This is a genomic window from Rhodococcus sp. LMD (assembly GCF_056108245.1).
The window spans coordinates 439046-463830 of record NZ_CM148557.1 but is presented as its reverse complement, the minus strand read 5'-3'; the positions used below and the strand labels follow the sequence as shown (position 1 = coordinate 463830).

Genomic DNA, 24785 nt, shown 5'->3' with positions numbered 1-24785 from the left:
AGTACCCACTACCAGAACCGCGCACGGCACGAGCAGGGGTTCGGCTCGTCCCGGACCCAGCCCAACCGGGTCAGCACCGTCTCCACCTCGCGCGCGACGTCGCACGGCGACGACGCCACCTCCCGGTATCCGAAGACCAGCCGCGATCGTCCGGCCAGCTCAGCGGCGTTGTCCCGACGCCGGTCGCGGAAGGCGACTTCGCGCATCGAATGCACCCACCTGCCGTCCAACCGCACCGTGAGCGGGCATCCGGCGCCGTCGTACGTGCAGTCCTCGTACAGGGTCCTGCCGTCCACGACGACCGGGCTCTGCCGGTCCGCCACGGGCAGTGCATGCGCACGCTCGACATCGATCGCGTAGTGGTACTCCAGGACGGACTGCACCCCCTCCGCCAGCAGTGTCACGGCCTCGTCGAGCGCGGTCCGATACCGGTACGGCGGCCGCTCCTCAAGTCGCCGTCGCACGGTGTGCAGCCGGATCCCGGCGTTCGTGACCGTGGAGATCAGCGACAGGTACGCCTCCCGCGGCGACGGCTGCGCGGTGGCCAGATCCAGTGCGGTGTCGACCTTGGTCGTGCGCGGCAGGTACCGATCGACGCCGATGTGGGCGTGCGCCCGGGACCGGTGCACGATCACCCCCGGATGAAGAACGGCGTCCGGCTTCGACACCGGGAGCGTCGCTTTCCGTCCGGGTGCCCGCATCGTCGCTCGCTGGGGTAGGGCCGACCTGCCCACGGGAACGGTGATGTGCACCGGTGCGGTGTCGTCGACCGGGAGCATGCCCCACAGCTCCGCCGCAGTGCGATGGCTCAGCATCGCCGCTCCACCCCCGTAGAGCAGCGCCGCCTCGAGCACCATGGTCCGTGTCAGCGGCCCGCTGCTGACGGCGTAGACGCCCTGCAGGACGCGCTGCCACCGCCCGGTGTCGAGCAGATGCCGCACTGTTCCCCGCCCTACCCCCAGGTCGGTCAGCTCGGTCTGGGTCACCAGGCCGGCTCGATCGTCGAACAGCTTCTGCACGTCGCTCTTCTCGAAGTCCCCCATGCGGTCGATGATGGCGGACCCCGCGACGAACGAGGGCCCCCGACCGTGGCCGGGAGCCCTCACCTGTGGAGAACTCGTGCGCGGTTTTGGTAGCGATGGCTACCAAAACCGCGCACGGGGGTCAGCGCAGGGACGCCGGGGGGGTGAAGCGCTCGCCGTACTTGGCGGCGAGTTCCTCGGCGCGCTTGACGAAGCCCTCCTTACCGCCGGGGTAGCCGGCGATGTACTGGGCGACGCCACCGGTCCAGGCCGGGAAGCCGATGCCGAGGATCGAGCCGATGTTGGCGTCGGCGGTGGTGCGCAGCACGCCCTCGTCGAAGCACTTCTGCGTCTCGATGGCCTCGATGAACAGCATCCGCTCGATCAGGTCCTGGATCGGGATGTCCGTGGGGGCACTGTCGAACTTCTCCCGCAGGCCCGGCCAGATGCGGCTGCGCTTGCCGTCGACGTACTCGTAGAAGCCGCCGCCGCCCGCACGGCCCGGACGGCCCTCGTCGACGAGGAAGTCGACGACGGTGGACGAATCGTCCTGCGGCACCTTCAGTCCCGACGCCTCGGTCGCCGCCTCGGTCTCCTTGCGGATCTTCTGCATCAGCGTCAGGTTCAGCTCGTCCGACAGCTGCAGCGGCGGCGCCGGGTAGCCGGCCTGCGAACCGGCCTGCTCGATCGTCGCCGGCTCGATGCCCTCGCCGACCATGCGGATCGCCTCGTTGACGAACGTGCCGATGACGCGCGAGGTGAAGAAGCCCCGCGAGTCGTTGACGACGATGGGGGTCTTGCGGATCTGCTGGGCGAGATCGAACGCCTTGGCCAGCGTCGCGTCGGAGGTCTTCTCCCCGGCGATGATCTCGAGCAGCGGCATCTTGTCGACCGGCGAGAAGAAGTGCAGGCCGATGAAGTCCTCCTGCCGCATCACGCCCTCCGCGAGACCGGTGATCGGCAGCGTCGAGGTGTTCGAACCGAGCACCGCGTCCGGCGCGACGACGTCCTGGATCTCCTGGAACACCTTGTGCTTGAGTTCGGTGTTCTCGAACACCGCCTCGATGACGAGGTCCGCACCCGCCAGATCGGCGACGTCCGCGCTGGGAGTGATGCGGGCAAGCAGCGCCGCGGACTTCTCCTCCGTCGTCTTGCCGCGCGAGAGCGCCTTGGCCTCGAGGCCCTCCGAGTACGCCTTACCCTTCTGCGCCGACTCGATCGAGACGTCCTTGAGGATCACGTCCATGCCGGCCTTGGCGCACACGTAGGCGATGCCCGCGCCCATCATGCCGGCGCCCAGCACGGCGACCTTCCGGAAGGTGGTCTTCGGGAACGGCGTGCCGTCGGCCTGGTTCGGCCGTGACGCACCGGAATTGATGGCCTGCATGTCGAAGAAGAACGCCTGGATCATGTTCTTGGCGACCTGGCCGGTGACGAGCTCGGTGAAGTACCGGCCCTCGATCTTCGACGCATTGTCGATGTCGACCTGCGAGCCCTCCACGGCGGCGGCCATGATGGCCCGCGGCGCCGGCATCGGGGCACCCTTGAGCTGCTTGCGCAGGTTCGCCGGGAACGCCGGCAGGTTCGCCGCGAACGCCGGCGACGCCGGGGTACCACCGGGGATCTTGAAGCCCTTCTTGTCCCAGGGCTGCACGCCGCCCTCGGGGTTGGCCTTGATCCACGCCTTGGCGGCGGGGACGAGTTCGTCGATGCCGCCGACGATCTCGTCGATCAGGCCGATCTCCTTCGCCTTGGCCGGGTTGTAGCGCTGCCCCTGCAGCAGCACCTGCATCAGCGCGGTCTGCAGACCCAGCATCCGCACGGTGCGGGTGACGCCGCCACCGCCGGGCAGCAGGCCCAGCGTGGCCTCGGGCAGGCCGATCTGGACGCCCTTGACGTCGGCCGCGATGCGGTGGTGGGTGGCGAGCGCGATCTCGAGGCCGCCGCCGAGGGCCGCGCCGTTGATCGCGGCGACGACGGGCTTGCCGAGGGTCTCGAGCCGGCGCAGGTCCGCCTTGATCGCCTCGACCTCGTCGAAGATCCGCTGCGCGTCCTCCGGCCCGACCTTGATCATGTTCTTCAGGTCGCCGCCGGCGAAGAAGGTCTTCTTGGCGGAGGTGATCACGACACCGGTGATGTCGTCCTTCTCGGCGACGAGGCGGTCGACGGTGGCCTTCATCGACGCCTTGTACAGCTCGTTCATGGTGTTCGCGCCCTGGTTCGGGTCGTCGAGGGTCAGCACCACGATGCCGTCGGCGTCGCGCTCCCAGCCGATCATGTTGTTCTCAGTCACTGTGAATTCCCCAGTCCCTTCCGAAGTTTCAGACGCGCTCGATGATCGTGGCCACACCCATGCCGCCACCGATACAGAGGGTGACGAGGGCGCGGCGGGCACCGCGGCGCTCGAGCTCGTCGACCATCGTTCCCATGATCATGGCGCCGGTCGCGCCGAGCGGGTGCCCCATCGCGATGGCGCCGCCGTTGACGTTGAGCTTCTCGTCCGGGATCTTCAGGTCCTTCTGGAACTTGAGCACGACGGACGCGAACGCCTCGTTGATCTCGAACAGGTCGATGTCGTCCACGGTCAGGCCGGCGGCGGCGAGGACCTTGTGCGCGGCCGGGGTGGGACCGGTGAGCATGATCGTCGAGTCCGCACCCGAGGTGGCGGTGGCGACGATGCGCGCCCGCGGGGTCAGGCCCATGTCCTTGCCGGCCTGCTCGGAACCGACGAGCACCAGCGCGGCGCCGTCGACGATGCCGGAGCTGTTGCCGCCGTGGTGGACGTGGTCGATCTTCTCCACGAAGTGGAACTTCTGCAGCGCGACGGCGTCGAAGCCGCCCATCTCGCCGACCATCGCGAACGACGGCTGCAGTCCGGCCAGACCCGCGAGGGTGGTGTCGGGACGCATGTGCTCGTCGTGGTCGAGGACGGTCAGGCCGTTCTGGTCCTTGACCGGCACCACGGACTTGGCGAAGTAGCCGCCGGACCAGGCCGCCGCGGCGAGCTGCTGCGAGCGGAGCGCGTAGGCGTCGACGTCCTCGCGGCTGAAGCCCTCCATGGTGGCGATCAGGTCGGCGCTGACACCCTGCGGCACGAAGTAGGTGTCGTAGTTGGTGGCGGGGTCCAGCGCCCACGGGCCGCCGTCGGAGCCCATCGGCACCCGCGACATCGATTCGACGCCACCCGCGACGACGAGCTCGTCCCAGCCGGAGCGGACCTTCTGCGCGGCCATGTTCACAGCCTCGAGGCCGGAGGCGCAGAAGCGGTTGATCTGCACGCCGCCGACGGTGTCGGGCATGCGCGCCGCGGTCACCGCGGTGCGGGCGATGTCGGCGCCCTGGTCGCCCACCGGCCCGACGACGCCGAGGATCAGGTCCGAGATGCGGTTCTCGTCCAGGTCCGGGAACCGCACGCGCAGTTCGTCGATCAGGCCGGTGACCAGGGAGATCGGCTTGACCGAGTGCAGCGACCCGGTCTTCTTGCCGCGGCCGCGCGGAGTTCGGATGGCTTCGTAGATGAATGCCTCGGAGGTCACAGTGCGCAGGTTCCTTCCCGTGCTTTGCGGATGCGAGGGGCGCCAGCTCGTGACAGCCGTCACGCCCGACGTCGTCCACCCTAGGAGCCGGGACGCCGCGGACTGAAGGACCGAACCGAGCGGAGTCCGTGACCGAACCGAGCGGACGTTCACACCCCCAGGCCGGCCTCGCGGGCCTGCACGATCGCGGCCGACCGGTCGGCCGCGCCGAGCTTGCCGAGCACGTTCGACACGTGGTTGCGCACCGTCTTCGGGCTCAGCACCAGGCGGCGGGCGATGGTGGCGTTGTCGTGCCCGCGCGCCATCAGGTCCAGCACCTCGCGTTCCCGGTCGGTCAGTTCCGGGAAGACCGTGGGCGCGAGGGTGCGGGAGGCCGCCATCGCGCCGATCGCCTTGGCAGCGACGGCGGCGCCGACGATGACCTCGCCGTCCGCGACGGCCCGGATCGCCCGCTCCACGCCCGACGGGTCCGCACCCTTGACGAGATAGCCGCGCGCCCCGGCGCGCACCGACGCGACGAGCGAGTCCTCGTCCTCGTGCATGGTCACCACCAGCACCCGCAACTCGGGGAACCGTCCGAGCAGCAGCCGGGTCGCCTCGATGCCCGAGCCGTCCCCGAGTTCGAGGTCCATGAGCACGACGTCGACGTCCGCGGTGATCACCTCGAGCGCCTCGGCGACCGAACTTGCCTGCGCCACCACCTCGATGCCGTCGAGGGTGCCCAGCAGGGCGACGAGGCCGAGCCGGAACACGGGATGATCGTCGACGACGGCGACGGCGATCGCCGTGGGGGCGCTCACGACGGTCCCCACGGCAGGTGCGCCGTGACGACGGTGCCGTGCGGCTGCGCCCCCGTGATCGCGACGCTGCCGCCGACGTCCTCGGCGCGTTCGCGCATGCTGTGCGTCCCCACTCCCCGTCGCGCGTTCCGGTCCATCCCCCGGCCCGCGTCGCGCACCTCGAGGGTGAGCCGGTCCGCCGAGGCCCGCACGCGCACGCGGCATCCGTCGGCCCCGCTGTGCCGCCGCGCATTGGTGACCGCCTCGGCGGCGATGCCGTACGCCGCCGCGACGACCGGACCGCTGCGGCCCGAGGGCACGTCGGCGTCCACCTCGACGCGAAACCCACTGCGCGAGTGGACAGCCGACATCTCCTCGAGCGCGGCGGCGAGACCGAGCTCGTCGAGCGCGGGCGGGAGCAGCCCCCGGGAGAGCTCGCGCACCCCCTCGACCTGGTGGTCGAGTTCGCGCAGCAGGGAGTCGATCAGCGGAACGGCGTCGGCGGAGTCGGTGTCGACGAGGTTGCGGGCGCCCTGCAGCCCGAGCCGGATCCCGGCCAGCGACGGACAGAGCCCGTCGTGCAGTTCCCGGCGGATGGTGCGGCGTTCGGCGAGCCGGGCCTCGGTGAGCCGGGCACGGGCCGCGTCGAGCTCCTCCGAGGATCGCAGCACCACGAGACCGGCCTCGACCACGGAGGCGAGTTCGCCGAGTGCGCGGAGGCTGCGCGGCCCGAGGGTCTCGCCGGGTGGCGCCGTCACCGCGACCCGGCCGTCGCGCAGGACGACCTCCTCGGCGGGCCCGGTGGGGGTGCCCCAGCGGGCGAGCACCTCGTCGCCGCGGCGCACCGTCACGGACTCGAGTCGCAGCGCGACGCCGATGCCGGCGGCGAGATCCTCGAGCAGTTGCCGCGGCGTCTGTGCCCCGGCGAAGTGCCGGCCGAGCCGGCGCACCGCGCTCGCCGGATCGTCGCCCTCGCCGTAGACGAGGATGTGCACGCGCCGCGTCAGCCAGGCCCGGACCGGCTGCACCGCCAGCGCCACCGCGACCGCGGCGACGGCCTGGGCCACGACCGAGCCGTCCGTGGGCAGGATCAGGGCGACGGTGGCGGTCACGACGAGGTAGCCGGTGGCGAGTACCGCGACGAGGCTGCCGGCGACGGCTGCGCGGCTGACGGCGAGGTCGAGCCCCCACAGTCGTTGCCGCAGCACCACCACGAGGATCGCGATCGGGTAGAACGCCTGGGTGGTCAGGTGCAGCAGCGGGGTGAGCATCCACGGCAGGCCGGGCACCGCGAGCGGGATGTAGGACACGGCCATCAGTGCGGTGCCGAGCGCGAGCCAGCCCAGGCCGATGCGGTCGGACACCGGGCCGCGCCGCCACCGGTAGGTGACGTCCGCCGCGGCGAGCAGACCGACGGTGACGACGGGCAGCACGAGCCAGCCGACGGCGGTGCCGGTGAAGGTACGGGCCCAGAAGAACCAGCCGGTGACCGCGGCACCGGTGAGCACACCGAGGCGGGCGCGCCGGTCGAGCGGTGTGTCACGGACCAACCAGGGCACCACCAGGAACAGCGCCAGGGTGCCGGGGATCCACGTGGTGCTCTGCAGGGGCGCGAGGACCCCGGCGAACGGCAGTCCGGGCCGCACCTGCGCGAGCTTCGTCCACGCGTAGCTCAGGGCCGACAGCCCGACGCCGATCGAGGCGAGCGAGAGCAGCAGCGGCACCGGATGCACCCGGCGTGCGAGCACCACCCCGGCGACGGTGCCGTATACCGCGGCGCCGACGACGTCGACGAGGAAGAACAGCTGGTCCGAGTCGAGGTCCGGACGAGCGGCCGCGAAGACGGCGAGGGCGGCGACGGCGAGACCGCACGACAGCACGGCGACGACGGCGGCGGGCCCCGGTGCGCCACCGGTGCCCGCCGCCGTCTCGGATGCGTCCGCAACAGCCATGGTGCGGTGAGTATGCCCCGCGGCCGGTCCCGTCGCGCGGCAGCCTATCGGCGTGCCCTGTCGGAGACGGCGAATCCGACGCCGGCGACGAGCACCCACACCGGGCCGACGAAGCCGGCCATGTACTGCAGCGGGGAGATCCCGAGCAGCGCCGTCAGGCCGCCGAGCACCACGCTCGCCCAGCCCAGCCACTGCGGCGTCGCGCCGTGGCGCAGCGAGGCGGCGGCCACCGCCAGGCCGCTGACCCCCGCGCCCACCCACAGCCACGGGATCGTGCCGACCCAGTGCGAACCGACGACGGCGACCTCGGCGACCATCTGTCCCGGCTCGCTCAGCCCGAACAGCAATTCGGTGTCGAGGCCGGCGCCGAGCAGGCAGGCCGTCGCGGTGAGCAGCAGCCCGAACGCCGCGACGGCCGGCAGGAGGCTGTCGTCGGGCAGTGCGATCCGCAGGCGGCGCTGCAGGCCCGCGGCGAAGATCAGCAGCAGCACCGTCGACACCATCAGCGACAGGTGCATCACCAGCAGTTCGGTCCGCTCGCCCGTGAAGGCGTCGGCGATGGCGGACGCGTTGCCCGCCGTGGATTCGTCGTAGGCGGCGCCCATGCCCATGCTCGCCTGGATGGCGACCACCCCGGCGAGGCCGGCGACGGCCCCGGCCCAGGCCCAGGCGCTCGACGACGCGCGCCGTGCGCCCGTGCGGCTGTCCTCCGTCACGCTCGCTGTGCTCATCGGTGTCCCTCCCCTCGTCCCGGCGCGCTCTGCGCCTGACGCAGAGGGTGCTGCGCCCGGTGTCCCGGTCGCCAGGGACACCCGTCCCGTCCCGGTGGGAATTCTCCCGGCGCGGCGCCGGTGCAAGTTGCGCGCGTCGGACGCACGTGGCGCGCGTCAGGGCAAGTTGCGCGCGTCGGTGCGAGTTGCGCGCGTAAGTACGAGCGCAACAGGCACTTTCGCGCGCGGAACCCCAAAAGGAGGGGGTGGGGGGACCGGACGTGGTTCACACCAGGGCGGGGCCGATCACCAGCAGCGCGACGAGGGCGATCAGCGCCGAGCAACCGGCGATGGCCACACCACCGGCCGGCGACTCGACGTCACCGAACAGCGGTTCGTCCTCGTCCCAGCACCACCGCGGCATCACTCAATGGAAGCGGTTCGGGCGCGCATCCGCAACGGCCGGGAGACATTCGCCGCGAGGACCGGACAATGTGCGCCGCGCGTCCCGTACCGCAGGAGTTCTTCGGGCGGTCACCGCGGGGGTTGCACGGTCAGCAGGTCCCCGACGGTGCAGCCGAGGACGTGACAGATCGCGGTCAGTGTCGAGAACCGGATGGCGCGAGCGCGGTCGTTCTTCAGCACGGACAGGTTGGCGACGCTGACCCCGACGCGTTCGGACAGCGTCGCGAGGGTCATGCCGCGCTCGGCGAGCAGGTCGTCGAGCCGGCAGTGGACGGCGTGTTCTGACTCCGGCGGCATCACACGAGTCCTTCCTGGTCGCGTGCCATCCGGTTGCCCACCCGGATCGCGATCGCAACCGCAGAGAGCACCATCGCCCCGGCGTACACCAGCCAGAACTCGGCTCCGAGCCAACTGCCCTCGACGCCGGGGACGTGGGTGAGACCGAGATCGCGGATCGCCATGTTGGTGCCCGTGATCCGGGGGAACATCGGAACCAGGGCGATGGTCAGTGCCACCCAGCCGAGGTGGTAGGTGAGCCGGTAGGTGCCGTGGTCGAACATCCGGCCCTGCACGAACCGGCGCACGAGCAGGGCCAGCAGCCCCAGCACGGCCAGGTAGCTCAGCGTCTGCGCCGCGTCGCCCGTCCGCAGCAGCGCGACGGTCACCGGCGACAGCTCGGCGACCGGCAGCGAGGTGGTCACCGCGCCGTCGAGTGACGCCTGCACACCGGACGGCGTGGGGACGGGGGTGGCCGCCTCGCCGAGTTCCATGCGCGCGGTCACCGTCGCGGCCGAGAGCTGCCCGGACAGGGTGGCGACGTAGTCGGCGACGACCACCGCCGCGGTACCGGCGAACACGGCCATGCTCGCCCAGAGGTCGCGCCGGTCCTTCGCGGTGGGCCGGAGAACGGACACCGAAGACGTACTCATGACACCCTCCCATATCGATTATCGATAGCCTATCGATAATCGATATGGGAGGCAACGTGACGGGATCGGATCACGCCAGGCGGATCGGGGCGACGACGTCCGCGACGACGGTCAGCACCGTGAAGGCACCCCCGGCGACGACGAACGCGTAGGTCACCGGCAGCAACTTCCCGAAGTCGACCGGCCCCGCGTCGGACAGACCTCGCAGCCGGCGCACCCGGTTACGACACGCCTCGTAGACGGCGACGGCCGCGTGCCCGCCGTCGAGGGGCAGCAGCGGCAGCAGATTGACCAGGCCGACGAACAGGTTCAGCCCGACCATCAGCAACACGAACGATTCCCACATGCCCCGTTCCGCAGCCTGCCCGCCCAGGGACGCGGCGCCCACGACACTGACCGGGGTGTCCGCGTCGCGCTCGCCGCCCGTCACGGAGTGCCACAGCGACGCCACCTTCGACGGGGCGCTCGCCAGCGTCCGCGCCGACGCCACGACGAGGTCCCCGGTGAACGCGAACGCGGCCGGAACGGCGGCGACGAGGCCGTAGCGGACCGGACCGGCGACCGGTTGTGCGGAGAGGCCGATCGCCCCGACGGTCGTCGACCGCTCGACCCCGGACCGGGGGTCGACCACCCAGCGCTGCACCGGTTCGACAGCGACCGGCACCCGCAGTTCCCGTCCCTGCCGATCGATCACCAGTTCGACGACTCCCGAACTCTGCCACACCCTTTCGACGAGGTCACCGAACCGGGCGACGTCCCTTCCGTCCACGGCGAGGACGACGTCGCCGGGGCGTATCCCGGCCGACGCGGCCGGTCCCGGCCCGTCACACCCGACGAGTCCGTATCCGGGCGCCGGCCCCTGCGACGGCGGGACGCACCCGACGGACTCGACCACGATCCTCGGGTGCAGATCCGGCAGACCCCACCCGACCGCAAGCCCGAGGACGAGCACCACGGCAAGCAGGAAATTCATACAGACGCCACCGGACATCACGGCCACGCGCTTCCACGTCCGCTGCCGATACAACGCCCGGTCGTACTCGCCGGGGGCCAGTTCGTCGAGGGCGGTGGTGCCGGCGATCTCGCAGAACCCCCCGACCGGGAACAGGCCGAGGCCGTACTCGGTCTCCCCGCGGCGGAACGAGAAGACCGTCGGGCCGCGACCGACTGCGAAGCGGCGCACCTTCATTCCGAGACGCCGCGCCACCCACAGGTGACCGGCCTCGTGCAGGGCGACGGACACGGCGAGGGCGAGCGCGAACAGCGCGACGCCGAGGGCGAACATCAGGGGTGATACGTCGCGTGCTCGCGAATGTATCCGCTGACGTTGCCCTCCGGATCGCAGATCATGTCGCCCTCGAGGCACTCGGTGGTGACCGGGATGTGCCGCAGCTCGCCGGCCGGCTGCGGAAGGGTGATCCCGGGAACGAGCGGACCGGCGTACTGGGCGGGCCGGCCCTGTGCCGGATCGGCGATCAGGTGCACCCGGACGCGGTCCTGAAGGTCGGTGCCGTCGTCGTGCACGGGCGGCACCGCATCGATCTCCATCGCCACCCGGCGCACGACGATCGCACCCTGGGAGTAGCCGTACAGCTCGTAGCGCGTGCGCGGCCCGCAGGCGGCCTCGGTCCGGCCGATCTCCGCCCACAGGTTCTGCACGCCGATCTGCACCGACTGGTCCATGAACGTGTCCCAGCCGAACACCCCGGCCACCATGCCCGCCGGGTACCGCACGTGCCGCACCGCGAAGTCGGAACTGTCACGGTACTGATCGGTGTAGGAGTTGAGGGGGCTGTCGGGGTCGATCGAGTCCGGCGTTTCGGGACCCTTCGTGCCGTCGACGGCGAGCACCACGGTCGGCGCACAGTAGGCAGCCGGGGACGGGTCGGCATGGGCGATCGACACGGCACCGAACATCGAACCGATGGTCAGCGCGCCGACGATCGCCACCCGGACAGCGGAAAGGATCATCGAAACCGTCCTTCAGCCCATGGGATCCAACCCAACGATTCCCGACCGCGTTCATAAGTAAGCACAGCGATCGTAAGTCCGCAAATCGAAGACACGGGTGCGACGCACCGTGGTGGGCTCAGCGGACGACATCGACCGGATCCACGAAACTGTAACTCCGAGTACGCAGACCGTCGATGATCGCGGGCAGCGCATCGGCATCGAGAGTCGTGCCGTCGTCGGGGTTCGTGCCCACGTGCATCAGGACGAGCTGGCCGGGCACGGCTGCGGAGACGACCCGTTCGGTGACCGCCCCGACGTCGAGACCACCGCTGGTGCCTTTCCAGCCGAGCGAGTCCACCGTCCAGCACACCGGCACATACCCGGCATCGTTGACGACGCGGATGTCGACGTCGGTGCGAGCACCGAACGGAAACCGGAACAACGGCACGGCCGGGCGACCTGTCAGTGCCGTGATCGCGGCCTCGGCCGCTGCGAGGTCGGCCCTGATCTGCTCGTCGGTCAGATCCGGATAGGCAGGGTGGGTGTCGCTGTGGTTCCCCGCTCTACCCCGCGATCGCCGGGTCGAGCCCCCGGGTGCGGTGGAACACCACGCTCACGGCGAGGAGGATTTCCGCGGCCGCGACCGCCAGTGCGGCCGCCATGAGCGGAGGCATCGATGCGTCCGCTGCGCCACCGGCGACCACCGGCACAGCGTGCCCGTGGTGGCCGCCGCCCCCACCTCCGGGACTCATGGTGGTCAGGTGCAGCATGATCATCACGACGTTCATGACGGTGACCAGGATCCAGTCCCGCTGGTTTCCGCGCCGCCAGAGATGGCGCGCGCAGTAGAGGCACCCGGCGGTCATGACGAGCGTCAGGACCGCCGGCGCCGGGGAGGGTGCGTGCCCCCCGAGTGCGCCGACGTGCAGCACGGCGGACGCGACGGCCAGGGCGGCGGCCGCCCGGCCGCACCACGGGAACGTGGTGCGACGGGCGGCCGGATCGGTGGTGGACACGGCCGTCAGTCCGTGCAGCAGTGCTTCGACGGGCCGGCCGGGACGTCGAGCGCCGGATTGCGGTCGAAGAACCCGACCGGCTTCAGCGTGAATCCGGCATAGTCGACGGGCATCACGGGCCAGTCCTCCGGGCGCGGGAAATGGGTGAGCCCGAAGGTGTGCCACAGCACCAGGTCCTCGCCCTCGATGTTCCGGTTGCCGGCGACGAATGTCGGCAGTCCCCCCTGTCCCGGATGCTGGTTGACGAAGTCGCCGGCGGGATACCGCTGCGCCGGGTCGTACTGCGTGACCCACAGGTGCCTGGTGGCGAACGCGGCGCGGGCGGCGATGGAACTCGACGGGTCGGCCAGCAGCACGGGCTGGCCTTCCGGGTGCAGCGCGTAACCCACGTTCCGCCCGAGCCGGTTCTGCTTGGTCGGGTTGGTGATGTGCCAGACCCGGGCCTTGGTGTTGTCGGCCAGCCGCTGCCCCTCGGCCTCCGTGGTGAGGGTGGTCTTGCGGCAGCGGAACGCATTGCCCCAGGGGTTGTCCGGTCCCATCGGTTCGGGCACGGCGTCGACCTCCTCGACCGTGTTGACGTTGCCGTCGACCGCCATGTCCAGGCGCGCGGAGAAGAGGTGCTGGTGGAACGGTGCACCGAGGCCGGGCGCCATCTCGGTGGCGAACCCGTCCTCGCCGCGGTAGGCGGAGGTGAACACGATGCCGGTGGCCTTGGCCTCGAGCTCGATGGTGCCGTCCAGGTAGAGGTACCAGTAGAAGCCGTAGTCGTAGTTGCCGATCGTGAGGAAGAACGAGATCACGAGCCGGCGCGAGCGCCGGGTCTCGGTCATGCCGTTGAACATGTCCGTGTGCTTCCACAGGACGCCGTAGTCCTCCTCGTGGAGGCAGATCGCGTTCTTCATCACCCGGGGGTCGCCCTTCTCGTCGGCGATGGTGACGTCGAAGTACTGGATCTCACCGAGGCAGTCGCACCCGAGTTCCAGCGAGTTGGTGTAGCGGCCGAAGAGGTATTCCCCCTGGTCGAAGTAGTTCTGCCAGTATCGCACCGGCGACGGGTCGGCATAGGGCACGACCATCTCGGCGATGGAGGCACGGTAGATCACCGGTCGCTCCACGCCGTCGTCGGAGAACGACAGCTGGTGCAGGGTCAGGCCCTCGCGGACGTCGAACCCGAACCGGAACGTCCAGTCCGCCCAGGTGATCCGGTTGCCGTCGACCGAGAAGCTCGGCCCCTCGGGCTGCGTGATCTCGATCGGCTTGAGGTCGGTGCGGACCGGCGTCTCGTGCGGCGCGGCGTCCCATTCGCCGCGTTCGGCCGGCACGGGAAGGGTGATCTCGTCGACCACCTTCACCACCCGCTGCTCGGTGAGATCGACGTACGCGACCACACCGTCGATCGGATGCGCCCACGGCAGGTCGGCCTCGTCCTCCTGATGGAACGCGAGCACGCGGACGATCCGGTGCCCCACCTCGTCCTCGTGCCCGAACACCCCGGCCGACAGCGGAACCGCGCGCACCTTCTGCGGGTCGATGCCGCGCGCGGCCATCGCCGCGATCCAGTCGAAGCTGGAGAGCAGGAACGATTCGATGTCCTCGAACTCCTCGTCGAGGATCGGGACGTGCCCGTCGGTGGCGGCGTCGACGGCGACGGTGCCGAGGATCCTGCGTTCGGTGACGGACACGACGTGGTCGGATCCCGCACCGGTTGCGCGGTCGAGGAGCAGGACGCGGGCCCGGCGCTCGACGTGCTCCCCCGGCCGGAACGCCAGGACCGTCGACTTGGGGGGTTCCTCGAGTCCGACGTAGACGAACCGGACGTGCTCGGTCACCAGTCCCGCCGCCGACACCGTTTCCTTGACTGCGGTGATCTCGTCGGCGGTCAGCGGGCTGAGCGGATGGTCCGGTGCGGGTGTCGATGCCGCTTCGGTGAACGGCGTGGTGGCAGTGCTCATCGTGCGATCTCCTTGTCGATCAGGGGTTCGGTCGTGACGGCGGGCGCGAGGCCGCCGTGGGGATGGGTGTTTCGTGCAGCGTCGGGGCGGAGAGCGGCCACGGCCGCTCCGCCCGCGAACGTCCCGGCGAGAACAACGGCGATGACGGCGGCGAGGGTGCTCGATCCGCCGACGAGCAGCGGCAGGTTCGCGATCGTCATCGTGAGCAGGGCGCCCAGCCCGGCCAGGCCCAGCGCCGGCGCGATCAGCGTGGGCCAGGGCCGGGTGTCGGCCCGGGAACGCCGGAAGAAGACGAGGACGGCGATCGACGTCAGCGCCATGAGGGCGAGCACACCGACGGACGCGACCCCGGCGAACCAGGCGAAGACCTCGGTCACGGGATCGAGCCCGCCGACGGCGGAGGCCACGACGAGGACCAGCGCCGAGACCGTCTGCACGACCGAGGCCACGTAGGGCGACGCATGACGTTCGTGCGAGCGGCCGCATCGCGCCGGCAGTGCCGCGCTGTTGCCGAGCGAGAAGATGTAGCGGGAGAGCACGTTGTGGAAGGACAGCAGTGCCGCGAACAGGCTGGTGACGAGGAGCACCTGCACGACGTCACCGGCCGCCGCTCCCACGTAGCGGGTCGCGGTGTCGACGATCATGCCCTCGGGGTTCTCGGTGGCCAGGGCGACGGCGCCCTCGTCACCCCACGCGCTGACCAGCGCCCAGCTCGACAGCGCATAGAAGCCGCCGATGACCACCAGGGCGAGGTAGGTGGCCCGGGGAACCGTCCGGGCGGGATCACGCACCTCGTCGCGGAAGACCGCGGTCGCCTCGAAACCGATGTATCCGGCAACGGCGAAGATCAGGGCGATTCCCGGTGCGCCCGAGAAGAACTCGGACGGCCGCAGCGCAGCGGTGGACAGACCTTCCGCGCCGCCCCGGACGACCACCGCCGCATCGATCACCAGGACGATGCCGACCTCGCACAGCAACAGGACCCCGAGGACCTTGCCGGACAGGTCGATGTGGCGGTAGCCGAGCACCGCGACCGCCACCAGCACGATCAGAGCCCAGAGATACCAGGGCAACTCAGGGCCGCCGTGCGCGGTCACGAAGTCGTCGAGGGCCGCGCCGATGTATCCGTAGACGGCGCCCTGCACCGCCGTGTAGGACAACAGCGCCAGGAACGCCGAACCGAGACCGGCGTGCCGGCCGAGACCGTGGGTGACGAAGGTGTAGAACGCCCCCGCCCCGGGCACGTGCTTCGCCATGGCGGTGAAGCCGACGGCGAAGAAGAGCAGGACCACCGTGCAGACGACGTACGAGGCGGGGAACGCGGCCCCGTTTCCGGCGGAGATGCCGAGTGGGACCGTGCCGGCGATCACGGTCAGCGGGGCTGCGGCCGCGACCACCATGAAGACGACGGCGCCGGGACCGAGGCTGCCGGACAACCGGTGGGTGGGGGGTTCGTGTGCGCGAGCGTTGAGGGTCATCGGTGCTTCGACTTTCGGGAGAGGGGGTGTGCCGGCGGTTCGGTGCCGAGCGCCGGAAGAAGCGTGCGCCCGGCCGTTGTCGGTGCAGTCACCGCGGCGTCACGGTTCGTCGACGGCAAACGAGAACGCCTCGGTGCCGGGTTCTCGTTCGGCCGGCAGTACGGGCGGCGGTGCCCGTCCGGCGCCGGGCACCGCCCCGGCCGGTCAGAGTGCGATGTTGACCGACTTGGTCTGGGTGTACTCCGCCAGGGCTCCCTCACCGAGTTCCCGCCCCCAGCCCGACTGCTTGTAGCCCCCGAAGGGCAGTGCGGTGTCGAACGCGTTGTGGCAGTTGATCCAGACCGTGCCCGCCTTGATCTCGGCGGCGACCTCGTGCGCCCGGGAGACGTCCCGCGTCCAGACGCTCGCCGCGAGACCGTAGGGGGTGTCGTTGGCGGCGGCGCGAACCCCCTCCTCCCGGTTGAAGGGCACGGCGACGGCGACCGGGCCGAAGATCTCCTCCCGGTACACGCCGAAGTCGCTGCGCACGTCGACCAGCAGCGTCGGCTCGACGTAGAAGCCGCTGTCGCCGTGGCGCTTTCCTCCGGACAGGGCACGCGCTCCGTCCTCGAGTCCGGCGTCGATGTAGCCGGTGACCTTGCCGAGTTGTTCCGCCGAGATCAGCGGCCCGATGTCACTCGTCGGATCGAGTCCCGGACCGATCTTCTGCGACTTCGCGAATTCGGCTACGCCCTGCGTGAATTCGTCGAAGATTCGGTCCTCCACCAACAGCCGCGTACCGGCGGTGCACGCCTGCCCGTGGTTGAACAGGAAGCCACTCGCCACGCCCGGGATCGCGGCCTCGAGGTCGGCGTCCGAGAAGACGACCTGCGGGCTCTTGCCACCGAGTTCGAGCGAGACCTTCTTCAGGTTCCCGGCGGCGGCACTCACGATCTTCTTGCCGACCTCGGTCGAGCCGGTGAAGGCGACCTTGTCGACGTCGTCGTGGGCCGACAGGGCCGCACCCGCGTCCCCGAAGCCGGTGACCACGTTGACGACGCCGTCGGGCACCCCGGCCTCGGTGGCGACCTCGGCGAGCAGCAGCGCGGTGAGCGGGGTCTGCTCCGCGGGCTTGAGCACCAGAGTGTTCGCACACGCCAGCGCGGGGGCGAGCTTGAAGGCGGCCATCACCAGCGGGAAGTTCCACGGCACGATCTGGGCGCACACACCCACCGGCTCGCGGCTGGTGAACGCGTGGAAACGAGCACCCGGGGCCCACGGAACCGACACCGGGACGGTGCGTCCCTCGATCTTGGTCGCCCAGCCGGCGTAGTAGAAGAAGATCTCGGCCGCCCAGGTGACGTCGACCGCCTTCGCGACGACCACCGATTTGCCGTTGTCCAGGGACTCGAGCTGGGCGAACTGGTCCGCCCGGGCCAGGATGCCCTCGCCGATCCGCCACAGGACGCGCTGACGCTCGGCCGGGGTCAGGCGCCGCCACGGCCCCTCCTCGAACGCCCGGCGGGCGGCGGCCACGGCGCGGTCGACGTCCTCGGCGCTGCCGTGCGGCACCGTGGTCAGCACCTGCCCCGTCGCGGGATCGACCGTGTCGAACCGCCGGCCCGACGCCGACTCCACCCACCGGCCGCCGATCAGCATCTGCTTCGGCGACGAGAGGAACTCGGCCACCTCCGGAAGCAGAGCGGTGGCGGATTGCGCAACTGCAGTCATGATGTCTCCGACTCTGAGGAAAGATGAAAAAGACTCGGGCACAGTGGTTTCGACTCCGGTTCGCCGGCTTCCGACGCTGTGACCCGAACCCACGATAACCACACGATGTGGCGCGAGTCACCCCCGATTCCGGATGGAAATTGCGGGCTGTCCGATTCTCATTCGGCTGGGGCCCAGACCGTTTCCCGATTCTCGTTCGACTTCTCGTCGGCGCCCCAGGTGACGGTCGTGCGCGCACCGCCCGCCCCGCGCGAGCGCACGTCCGGCGGGCCCGGCATTCTCATTCGAGTGACCGAAAATTGATGTGCGATCGGTGCAGCGCGCTGCGTGCCTGCGCTACCGTGCACCCCACGGGATCGTCCGGCGGCCGACGCTCGACGTCCCCTGGCGAGTGTGGAAGCAGGTGCAAGGTGTCCGGTACACCACAGATCAGAGGGACTTCGCCGGTGGCGGGCCTCGAGCGCGGACGCCTGACGTTCGTCGAGGTACTGGCCCAGTCCGTCTCGGCCGTCGCCCCCTCGGCGGTGATGGTCACCCTGCCGGCTCTCGTCATCCCCGAAGCCGGGCGCGCCGCGATCCCGGTGTTCGTCACGGCGGCGGTCCTGATGGCGGCCGTCGGCTACTGCATCGGACAGTTCGCCGCCCGCATGGTCGCGGTCAGCGGCCTGTACAGCTACACGGTGAAGGGGCTCGGTCCCCGCGTCGGCTTCGCCGGGGGATGGTCGCTGCTGATCGGCTACGCGGCCGCCGCCATGGCCAGCACGGTGGGTGCGGCGAGCTATCTGGCGTCGTTGCTCGAACGGGTCGGGTTGTCCGCCGGAGCGCCGACGAGCGCGGTGCTCGCCGGAATCGTCGGGGTGGTCGCACTGCTGCTGATGGTGCGCGGCGTCCAGCTCTCCGCCCGGATCATGCTGGGGGTCGAGGCATTCGCCATCGTCGCCGCCTCGGCCGTCCTGGTGATCGCGTTCGTCGTGGCCGTCCGGGACGGCGCGTCCCCCTCGGCGCCGAGCGGGACCGGTTCGGATTCCGCGATCGGTTTCGCGCTGCTGCTGGCGATCACCTCGTTCGTCGGTTTCGAGAGCGCCGGAACGGTGGCCCGCGAGGCCCACAACCCGCTGATCAGCGTGCCGCGCGCGATCCGGTGGACGCCGATCGTGCTCGCGGCGCTCTACGTGTTCGCCGCAGCGATGCAGTCGCCCGAGTCCGCGAGGGAAGGTGTCGGCTCCCTGCGGATCGTGCTCACCCTCCCGGACACCGCCGGCAGTGGCTCGGCGGTGCTGGCGGTCGTGATGGAACTCGGGATCACCGCGTCGTGGTTCGCATGCGTCATGGGTTCCACCACCGCGCTGTCGCGCACGCTGTTCGCGATGGGCCGGGAGGGTATCGCCCCGGCGATCGTCGGCCGGGCCCACGCCCGGTTCCGCACGCCGCACGTCGCCCTGATCGTCGCGATGCCTGTCGTCGTGGTCGTGCCCGTGGTGTTTCTGATCGCGACGGGCTCGACCCGGGACGTCCTGATCGGGTTGCTGACCCTCTCGGCGCACGGGTACGTCCTCGCCTACATCCTCGTCTGTGTCGCTACGCCCGCATTCCTGCACCGGATCGGCGAGCTGACCCGTATGCCGCTGATCGTCGGCGCGCTCACCGCGGCCTGCCTGGTGGCGCTGATCATGTGGGCTGCCGCGTCGAGGCTCTACGTGGCGGGCGCGATGACCGCCGTGTACGCGGTCCTGATGCTCCTCGGGGGTGCGCTGCTCGCGGTGCGGGTGCGTCGGGACCCGGGCGTCGCGGATCGGATAGGCGTCTACGACGAGACCGTGGCCGACGATCTGCTCGGCCGGCACCGCCCGTGGCAGGTGCGGCGGTGAGCCCCGTCGACGGAACCCTGTCGGGGCGTCAGCCGAAGGCCGTGATCAGCGCCCTGCGCGTCCTCGAGGAGGTGGCCCGGGCGGGCCCCGGCGTCACCGCCAAGGACATCGCAGCGCACCTGTCCCTGCCGCCGGCGACGACCTATCGGCTCCTGAACCTGCTCGCCGGGGAGGGCTACGTCGTCCGGCTGCCCGATCTGTCCGGCTTCGCTCTGGGGCGCAAGATCGGCGTACTCGTCGACGCGGCCGTCGTCCCGACGGTCTGCACGGCCGCCCGCACCCTGCTGACCGAGCTTCGGCTGACCGTCCGCTTCGGCGTCCACCTGTACTACTACACCGACACGACGCTCCGCCTCGCCGACGCCGACCCCGAATATCCGCCCCGCACGGACGAGGCTGTCCTCACGCGGTATCTCCATGCGAGCGCCGTCGGCAAGCTCCTGCTCGCCGAGAAGAACGACCTCGACGCCGTCCTCCCCCGGTGGGACCTCCGCGCCCTCACCGGTCGCACGATCGTCGTGCGCAGCGACCTGCTCCGTCACCTCGCGGAGATCCGCGACCGGGGCTTCGCCACCCAGCTCGGCGAACTGCGCGACGACTGCGCGTGCCTCGCCGTCCCCGTCCGGTCCGCCGCCGGCACCCTGGTCGCGGGTCTGGTCCTGTCCGGCAGCATCGACCACCAGCATCTGCTGACGCGTCATCTCGAGTCGCTCCGCGAGCACGCGCGGCAACTCGCGCCCCTGCTCACCTGAGGGGGCGCGACGAGCCCGCCCCGGCTCGGAACGGACTGCTACGTGGACTGGGCCCACGCATCCCGGTTCGACACCAGGCCGAGCCGAACCGCCCGGACCACCGCGCCGACCCGGTTGGGGGCATTCAGTTTTCGCAGCAGGTGCTCCACATGAGTGTTGACCGTGCTGCGCGAGAGCTGCATCTGCTGCGCGATCTCACGGTTGGACAGGCCGGCGATCACGAGTTCGAGAACCTCGTGTTCCCGTGGCGTGAGGGCGACCGCTTCCTGCCGCGTCAGCGTGTCCACCGACCAGGCGGCGTACTCCCGGGCGTCGCTCAGCGTCGTCTTGACCCCGGTGGGCACCGAATCACGTGTCACACTGACGTGCAGCGCTCCCACTGCGACCCCGGTGGGCGACGTCAGGACGATAGAGGTGCCTTCGGAGAATCCGGCGGGAGCGAACACTTCGCGCACCGAGTAGGTCTCGCGATACGACGGGATGTCGCGCCAGGTCAGCACCGCGGAGGGCTCGGCCCGAACCGCCTGCATGCCCGGATCCCTGTCGACGAAGTCGGTGACCAGGTAGTCCAGGGTGCGGTCGTCGTATCCACGGCTGGCGACCACCGCATGCCGGCCGCCGGCGACGCGGGTCACGGCAGCCGCCGCGCACCCGAGCTGATCCGTCATGTACCGGGTGAGCCCGGTCATGCGATCGACGGCGTTCTCTCCCAGCAACACCGAGACCAGTCCACTGAACACGGGTACGACCATCGCTCGACGATAGTCGAATCCCGTGTCCAGCGGAGCCGAATCCTGTTATCGGACAGATACGTTCCGGTTCCCGCGGGCGCTCGCCCGCCCCGTCACAGTTCCGGGACCCGATCCGCCCAGGGGCGAGCGCGTTCGAAGTTCGCCGCTGCGCGCAGGACCGCGGCGTCGGCGTGCAGCCGTCCCGCGATCTGCAGGCCGACCGGACGTCCGTCCGAGGTGAATCCGGCAGGGACGGTGACGGCCGGGGTGCTCAGCATGTTGTACGGGTAGGTCATCAGCCAGCCGAGCAGTTGCGAGCGCAGCGGCGCCCCCGCCAGCCGGTCGGGAGCGAACTGCCCCAGCAGAGGGGCCGCTTCACACAAGGTGGGCGAGACCAGCAGGTCGTAGTTCTGCATGAACGCCGAGAACGTATCCCACATCCGGCCACGGAACAGGTCTGCTCGCCCGACGTCGACGCCCGTGAGACGCTCTCCCTCACGCATCAGTTCGACGAGATTGTCGTCCACCTGGCCCTGCCACTCGTCCCAGTCGAGCATGTCGTGTTCGGCCGCGAAGCCGGGAACCCAGATGCCGTGCCACATCGCTTCTTCCGGGTCTCCCCAGGCGGGGGTCGCCTCCTCGACCCGGGCTCCGAGGTCCTCGAACACCCGGACGGCCTCCGCGCAGATCGCCGCCACCTCCGGATCGACCGTCGCGAAGCCCAGGTCGGGGGACCAGGCGATGCGCCACCCGGCGATGTCCTTCCTCGTTTCGGCGACGTAGTCGGTGTCCGAGGCCGGCAGACTGAGCGGATCGGATTCGTCCGGGCCGGCAACGACACCGAGCATGAGGGCGTTGTCCTCGACCGTGCGGGTGATCGGACCGTGGTAGGCCCAGTGGTAGAAGCGACCGGCCAGGATGGTCTGCGGCACCCGTCCGGTCGAGGGCTTGAGGCCGACCACGCCGCACAGCGACGCGGGAATGCGGACCGATCCCGCTCCGTCGCTGCCTTCGGCCAGCGGGCCGAGGCCGGCCGCGACGGCGGCGGCAGCGCCGCCGCTGGAACCTCCCGCGCTGTATCCGCGCTTCCACGGGTTGTGGGTGGGGCCGAACAGGTGGTTGTCCGTGCCGCCGTAGTAGCCGCTCTCCGGCGTGTTGGTCTTGCCCAGGTAGAGACCGCCGGCGGCCTTCAGCCGCCGGACGATCACCGCGTCGTGGTCGGCGATGCTGTCCTTCATGGGCACCATGCCGAACGTCAGGGGCCGCCCCGCCACGGCCGTCAGGTCCTTGATCGTGAAGGGCACTCCGTGCAGGGGGCCGACGGATTCGCCGCCGCCGAGCTTCTCGTCCAGGGCGCGCGCGTCGGACAGGACCTGTTCGCGATCGAAGTCGACGATTGCGTTGATCGTCGGGTTGACGCTCTCCACACGCCCCACGAAGTGCTCCGCGACTTCGCTCGCGCTGATCTGTCCTCGGCGAACATCGTCCGCGAGTTCGGTTGCAGTGAGCCAGGAAAGATTGTCGGTCATGGTCGTCTCCGTGATTCGGTCCGGTCGAGGTGGCTCGACCATAGGAATCCGGCGATCCCGCCGACAATCGGTCAACTTACCGATCTTTCGGACCGGCCGGTGCGCCCTACCGTCCCGGACGCCGCGGCGTCGGTGCGGCGACGGACCGGGACACGATCATTCGCTGATCTTCTTCGCTCCCAGGATGTCCTGCAGCAACTCGATCGCCACGTCCTCCGGTTCGCGCCGCGTCGACGGGTCGACCGGGGTGGCGGCCTCGGCGAACATCTCCTCCTCGTCCTCGGCGGTGACGTCGGCGGGGCTGATCCGCGGAGGCTCGTAGCCGGGCTCGGGGCCGGGGTCGTCCGGGTAGTCCGGCGCCTCGGGCGGTGGGATGTCGTCGGCCTCGGGACGCGGCGGAGCGGGGGTGGCGGCCGGAGACGCCCCGCCCGGCTGCGGGGCGGGCTGGGCCTGCCGCGCCTGGCTGGGCCGGGAGAACCGCGGCTGACCGGAGGGGCGCGACGCCGACTGGGCCGCGGCCGGTTTCGCAGCGGTGGGGGGTGTCGCAGCGCCCTGGACGCAGGTCACCTCGAAGTCCACCCCGAACACCGCCCGCAGGGCGTCCGCGATCACCGCGGCGTTGCGCGGTTCGACGAGCCGTTTGACCAGCGGAGCGGAATCGTGGCCGAGGACGATGCGGCCCGCGTCCACGCTGCGGACCGTGGCACCGGACAGCATGACCTCGACGGTGCGGCTGCGCTCGCGGACCTTGCTGCGGACCTCGGACCACACCGCGCGGACGGCGGCGGCGTCGGGTCCGGCGGCCGCGGCGGGCGCCGGCGCGGGCTGCGGTCCGGGTTCCGGCTCGGTCGGTTCCGGTTCCCGCACGACGGGGCGAGGCGCAGGCTCCGGTTCCCGCACGGGCTCCCGTACGACGGGCCGTGGTGCCGGCTCCGGTTCACGTGCCGGCGCGGCGGCAACCGACGGTGTTTCCGACGGTGGCGCCGGGACCGGCTCGGCCGCGGGCTCGACGACGGGTGCGGGCTCGACGACGGGTGCGGGCTCGACGACGGGTGCGGGCTCGACGACGGGTGCGGCCGGTGCTGCCCGCCGCTGGGAGGGACGCTGGAACCTGGCGGCCGGCTCGTCGGGCGCGATCGGCGCGGGCGCGGCCGGGACCGGCGGGACGGCCCGCGGCGCGACGCTCGGCGGCGCAGTGCCCGGCGCAGCGGCGCCCGGCGGCGCTGCCGCGATCCCGCTTTCGAGACGCTCGAGACGTTGCAGGACAGCCGATTCCGAATCGGACGCGGCCGGCAGCAGCATCCGCGCGCACATCACCTCGAGAAGCAGGCGCGGCGCCGTGGCCCCGCGCATCTCGCCGAGGCCGGAGTGCACGATCTCCGCGTACCGGGTCAGGGTGGCGGGACCGATCCGGTCGGCTTCCTCCCGCATCCGCTCGAGCACGTCACCGGGCGCGTCGACGAGACCGCGCTCGGCGGCGTCGGGCACCGACCGCATCAGGATGAGGTCACGGAGCCGCTCGAGCAGGTCGACCGCGAACCGTCGTGGGTCGTGGCCGGCGTCCATCACCTTCTCGACGGTTCCGAACAGTCCCGCCCCGTCGCCGGCGGCGAGGGCGTCCACGGCCTCGTCGATGAGGGCGACGTCGGTGACCCCGAGCAGCGCGAGTGCCCGGCTGTAGGTCACGCCCTCCTCGCCTGCGCCGGCGAGGAGCTGGTCCATCACGGACAGCGAGTCGCGCGGCGAGCCCCCGCCCGCACGGATCACCAGCGGGTAGACGGCATCCTCGACCGGCACGTTCTCCTGCGTGCAGATCTTCTCGAGCAGCCCGCGCATGACCGGGGGCGGCAGCAAGCGGAACGGATAGTGGTGGGTGCGCGAGCGGATCGTCGGCAGCACCTTCTCCGGTTCGGTCGTGGCGAACACGAAGATCAGGTGCTCCGGTGGCTCCTCGACGATCTTGAGCAGGGCGTTGAAGCCCTGCGTGGTGACCATGTGGGCCTCGTCGACGATGAAGATGCGGTACCGCGACTCGGCCGGCGCGTAGAAGGCGCGGTCGCGCAGTTCGCGGGTGTCGTCGACGCCGCCGTGGCTCGCGGCGTCGAGTTCGATGACGTCGAGGTTGCCGCCACCGCCGGGACCGAGCGCCACGCAGGACCGGCACGTCCCGCACGGCGCCGACGTCGGACCCTCCGCGCAGTTCAGCGAGCGCGCCAGGATCCGGGCCGAGGAGGTCTTGCCGCAGCCGCGGGGGCCCGAGAACAGATACGCGTGATTGATGCGACCGGCGTCGAGGGCGATGCTCAGGGGCTCGGTGACGTGCTCCTGACCCACCACCTCGGCAAAGGTCGCCGGTCGGTACTTACGGTAGAGGGCCACGCGCCGAGACTACCGGCGCCGACC

The 24785-nt window shown here is 70.7% G+C and carries 21 protein-coding genes; 2 read left to right on the top strand and 19 right to left on the bottom strand.

The features are described from left to right. Window positions 1-8 precede the first annotated feature (8 nt). The 16 genes from ACWPQI_RS02105 to ACWPQI_RS02030 form a co-directional block, all read right to left on the bottom strand. Window positions 9-1043, bottom strand: coding sequence for a type IV toxin-antitoxin system AbiEi family antitoxin domain-containing protein (locus ACWPQI_RS02105; protein WP_048773631.1), 1035 nt, complete (start codon window positions 1041-1043; stop codon window positions 9-11). Between the two features lie 121 nt (window positions 1044-1164). After that, window positions 1165-3315 (bottom strand): 3-hydroxyacyl-CoA dehydrogenase NAD-binding domain-containing protein, encoded by a 2151-nt coding sequence (locus ACWPQI_RS02100; protein ID WP_026137955.1) that lies wholly within the window; start codon window positions 3313-3315, stop codon window positions 1165-1167. 28 nt (window positions 3316-3343) lie between these two features. Beyond that, window positions 3344-4558: an acetyl-CoA C-acetyltransferase gene (locus ACWPQI_RS02095; RefSeq protein ID WP_010594920.1), complete on the bottom strand. Its 1215-nt coding sequence runs from the start codon at window positions 4556-4558 to the stop codon at window positions 3344-3346. Between the two features lie 149 nt (window positions 4559-4707). Continuing rightward, complete coding sequence (locus tag ACWPQI_RS02090; protein WP_082900260.1) at window positions 4708-5370, bottom strand: response regulator transcription factor; 663 nt, start codon at window positions 5368-5370, stop codon at window positions 4708-4710. Next, window positions 5355-7289: a sensor histidine kinase gene (locus tag ACWPQI_RS02085; protein WP_474738622.1), complete on the bottom strand. Its 1935-nt coding sequence runs from the start codon at window positions 7287-7289 to the stop codon at window positions 5355-5357. The genes ACWPQI_RS02090 and ACWPQI_RS02085 overlap by 16 nt, the downstream gene beginning before the upstream one ends. A gap of 44 nt (window positions 7290-7333) precedes the next feature. Then, entirely contained in the window at window positions 7334-8020 is a 687-nt protein-coding gene (locus ACWPQI_RS02080) for a hypothetical protein (protein ID WP_474738621.1), read from the bottom strand. 265 nt (window positions 8021-8285) lie between these two features. Continuing rightward, a complete protein-coding gene (locus tag ACWPQI_RS02075; protein WP_017681507.1) occupies window positions 8286-8423 on the bottom strand; it encodes a hypothetical protein in 138 nt (45 codons plus the stop codon). A 110-nt stretch (window positions 8424-8533) separates the two neighbouring features. Then, complete coding sequence (locus ACWPQI_RS02070) at window positions 8534-8761, bottom strand: helix-turn-helix domain-containing protein (RefSeq protein ID WP_029540072.1); 228 nt, start codon at window positions 8759-8761, stop codon at window positions 8534-8536. Continuing rightward, a complete protein-coding gene (locus tag ACWPQI_RS02065; protein ID WP_225223152.1) occupies window positions 8761-9393 on the bottom strand; it encodes a hypothetical protein in 633 nt (210 codons plus the stop codon). Before ACWPQI_RS02065 ends, ACWPQI_RS02070 begins: the two co-directional genes overlap by 1 nt. A 70-nt stretch (window positions 9394-9463) precedes the next feature. Next, window positions 9464-10678, bottom strand: coding sequence for a M50 family metallopeptidase (locus ACWPQI_RS02060; RefSeq protein WP_010594914.1), 1215 nt, complete (start codon window positions 10676-10678; stop codon window positions 9464-9466). Next, on the bottom strand, window positions 10678-11364 hold the full coding sequence (locus tag ACWPQI_RS02055) for a cutinase family protein (protein ID WP_010594913.1): 687 nt from the start codon (window positions 11362-11364) through the stop codon (window positions 10678-10680). The genes ACWPQI_RS02060 and ACWPQI_RS02055 overlap by 1 nt, the downstream gene beginning before the upstream one ends. Before the next feature lie 118 nt (window positions 11365-11482). Further along, a complete protein-coding gene (locus ACWPQI_RS02050; protein WP_474738832.1) occupies window positions 11483-11854 on the bottom strand; it encodes a polysaccharide deacetylase family protein in 372 nt (123 codons plus the stop codon). Window positions 11855-11909: 55 nt separating this feature from the next. Continuing rightward, window positions 11910-12362 (bottom strand): hypothetical protein, encoded by a 453-nt coding sequence (locus tag ACWPQI_RS02045; protein WP_474738620.1) that lies wholly within the window; start codon window positions 12360-12362, stop codon window positions 11910-11912. Between the two features lie 5 nt (window positions 12363-12367). Continuing rightward, the gene (locus ACWPQI_RS02040; protein ID WP_010594910.1) at window positions 12368-14314 is read right to left on the bottom strand and encodes a primary-amine oxidase; all 1947 of its coding nucleotides are present in this window, start codon (window positions 14312-14314) and stop codon (window positions 12368-12370) included. Continuing rightward, a complete protein-coding gene (locus ACWPQI_RS02035) occupies window positions 14311-15792 on the bottom strand; it encodes an APC family permease (RefSeq protein ID WP_124258364.1) in 1482 nt (493 codons plus the stop codon). Before ACWPQI_RS02035 ends, ACWPQI_RS02040 begins: the two co-directional genes overlap by 4 nt. Before the next feature lie 204 nt (window positions 15793-15996). Further along, window positions 15997-17502 carry an aldehyde dehydrogenase family protein gene (locus ACWPQI_RS02030; protein ID WP_010594907.1) on the bottom strand — a complete coding sequence of 502 codons (1506 nt, stop codon included), beginning with the start codon at window positions 17500-17502 and terminating at the stop codon, window positions 15997-15999. A 446-nt stretch (window positions 17503-17948) separates the two neighbouring features. Here ACWPQI_RS02030 and ACWPQI_RS02025 point away from each other — a divergent pair, with 446 nt between their 5' ends. Both ACWPQI_RS02025 and ACWPQI_RS02020 read left to right on the top strand, forming a co-directional pair. Next, window positions 17949-19370 (top strand): APC family permease, encoded by a 1422-nt coding sequence (locus ACWPQI_RS02025; protein ID WP_474738619.1) that lies wholly within the window; start codon window positions 17949-17951, stop codon window positions 19368-19370. Continuing rightward, window positions 19367-20122 (top strand): IclR family transcriptional regulator, encoded by a 756-nt coding sequence (locus tag ACWPQI_RS02020; RefSeq protein ID WP_099528216.1) that lies wholly within the window; start codon window positions 19367-19369, stop codon window positions 20120-20122. The genes ACWPQI_RS02025 and ACWPQI_RS02020 overlap by 4 nt, the downstream gene beginning before the upstream one ends. Window positions 20123-20160: 38 nt before the next feature. Here the strand turns inward: ACWPQI_RS02020 and ACWPQI_RS02015 are convergent, their stop codons facing one another. From ACWPQI_RS02015 to ACWPQI_RS02005, 3 genes are all read right to left on the bottom strand, one after another. Continuing rightward, complete coding sequence (locus ACWPQI_RS02015) at window positions 20161-20874, bottom strand: response regulator transcription factor (protein ID WP_010594903.1); 714 nt, start codon at window positions 20872-20874, stop codon at window positions 20161-20163. Between the two features lie 92 nt (window positions 20875-20966). Further along, window positions 20967-22382, bottom strand: a complete 1416-nt coding sequence (locus ACWPQI_RS02010) for an amidase (RefSeq protein ID WP_210063203.1) — start codon at window positions 22380-22382, stop codon at window positions 20967-20969. 156 nt (window positions 22383-22538) lie between these two features. Further along, window positions 22539-24761: a DNA polymerase III subunit gamma and tau gene (locus ACWPQI_RS02005; protein ID WP_304434424.1), complete on the bottom strand. Its 2223-nt coding sequence runs from the start codon at window positions 24759-24761 to the stop codon at window positions 22539-22541. Between the last annotated feature and the right edge of the window lie 24 nt (window positions 24762-24785).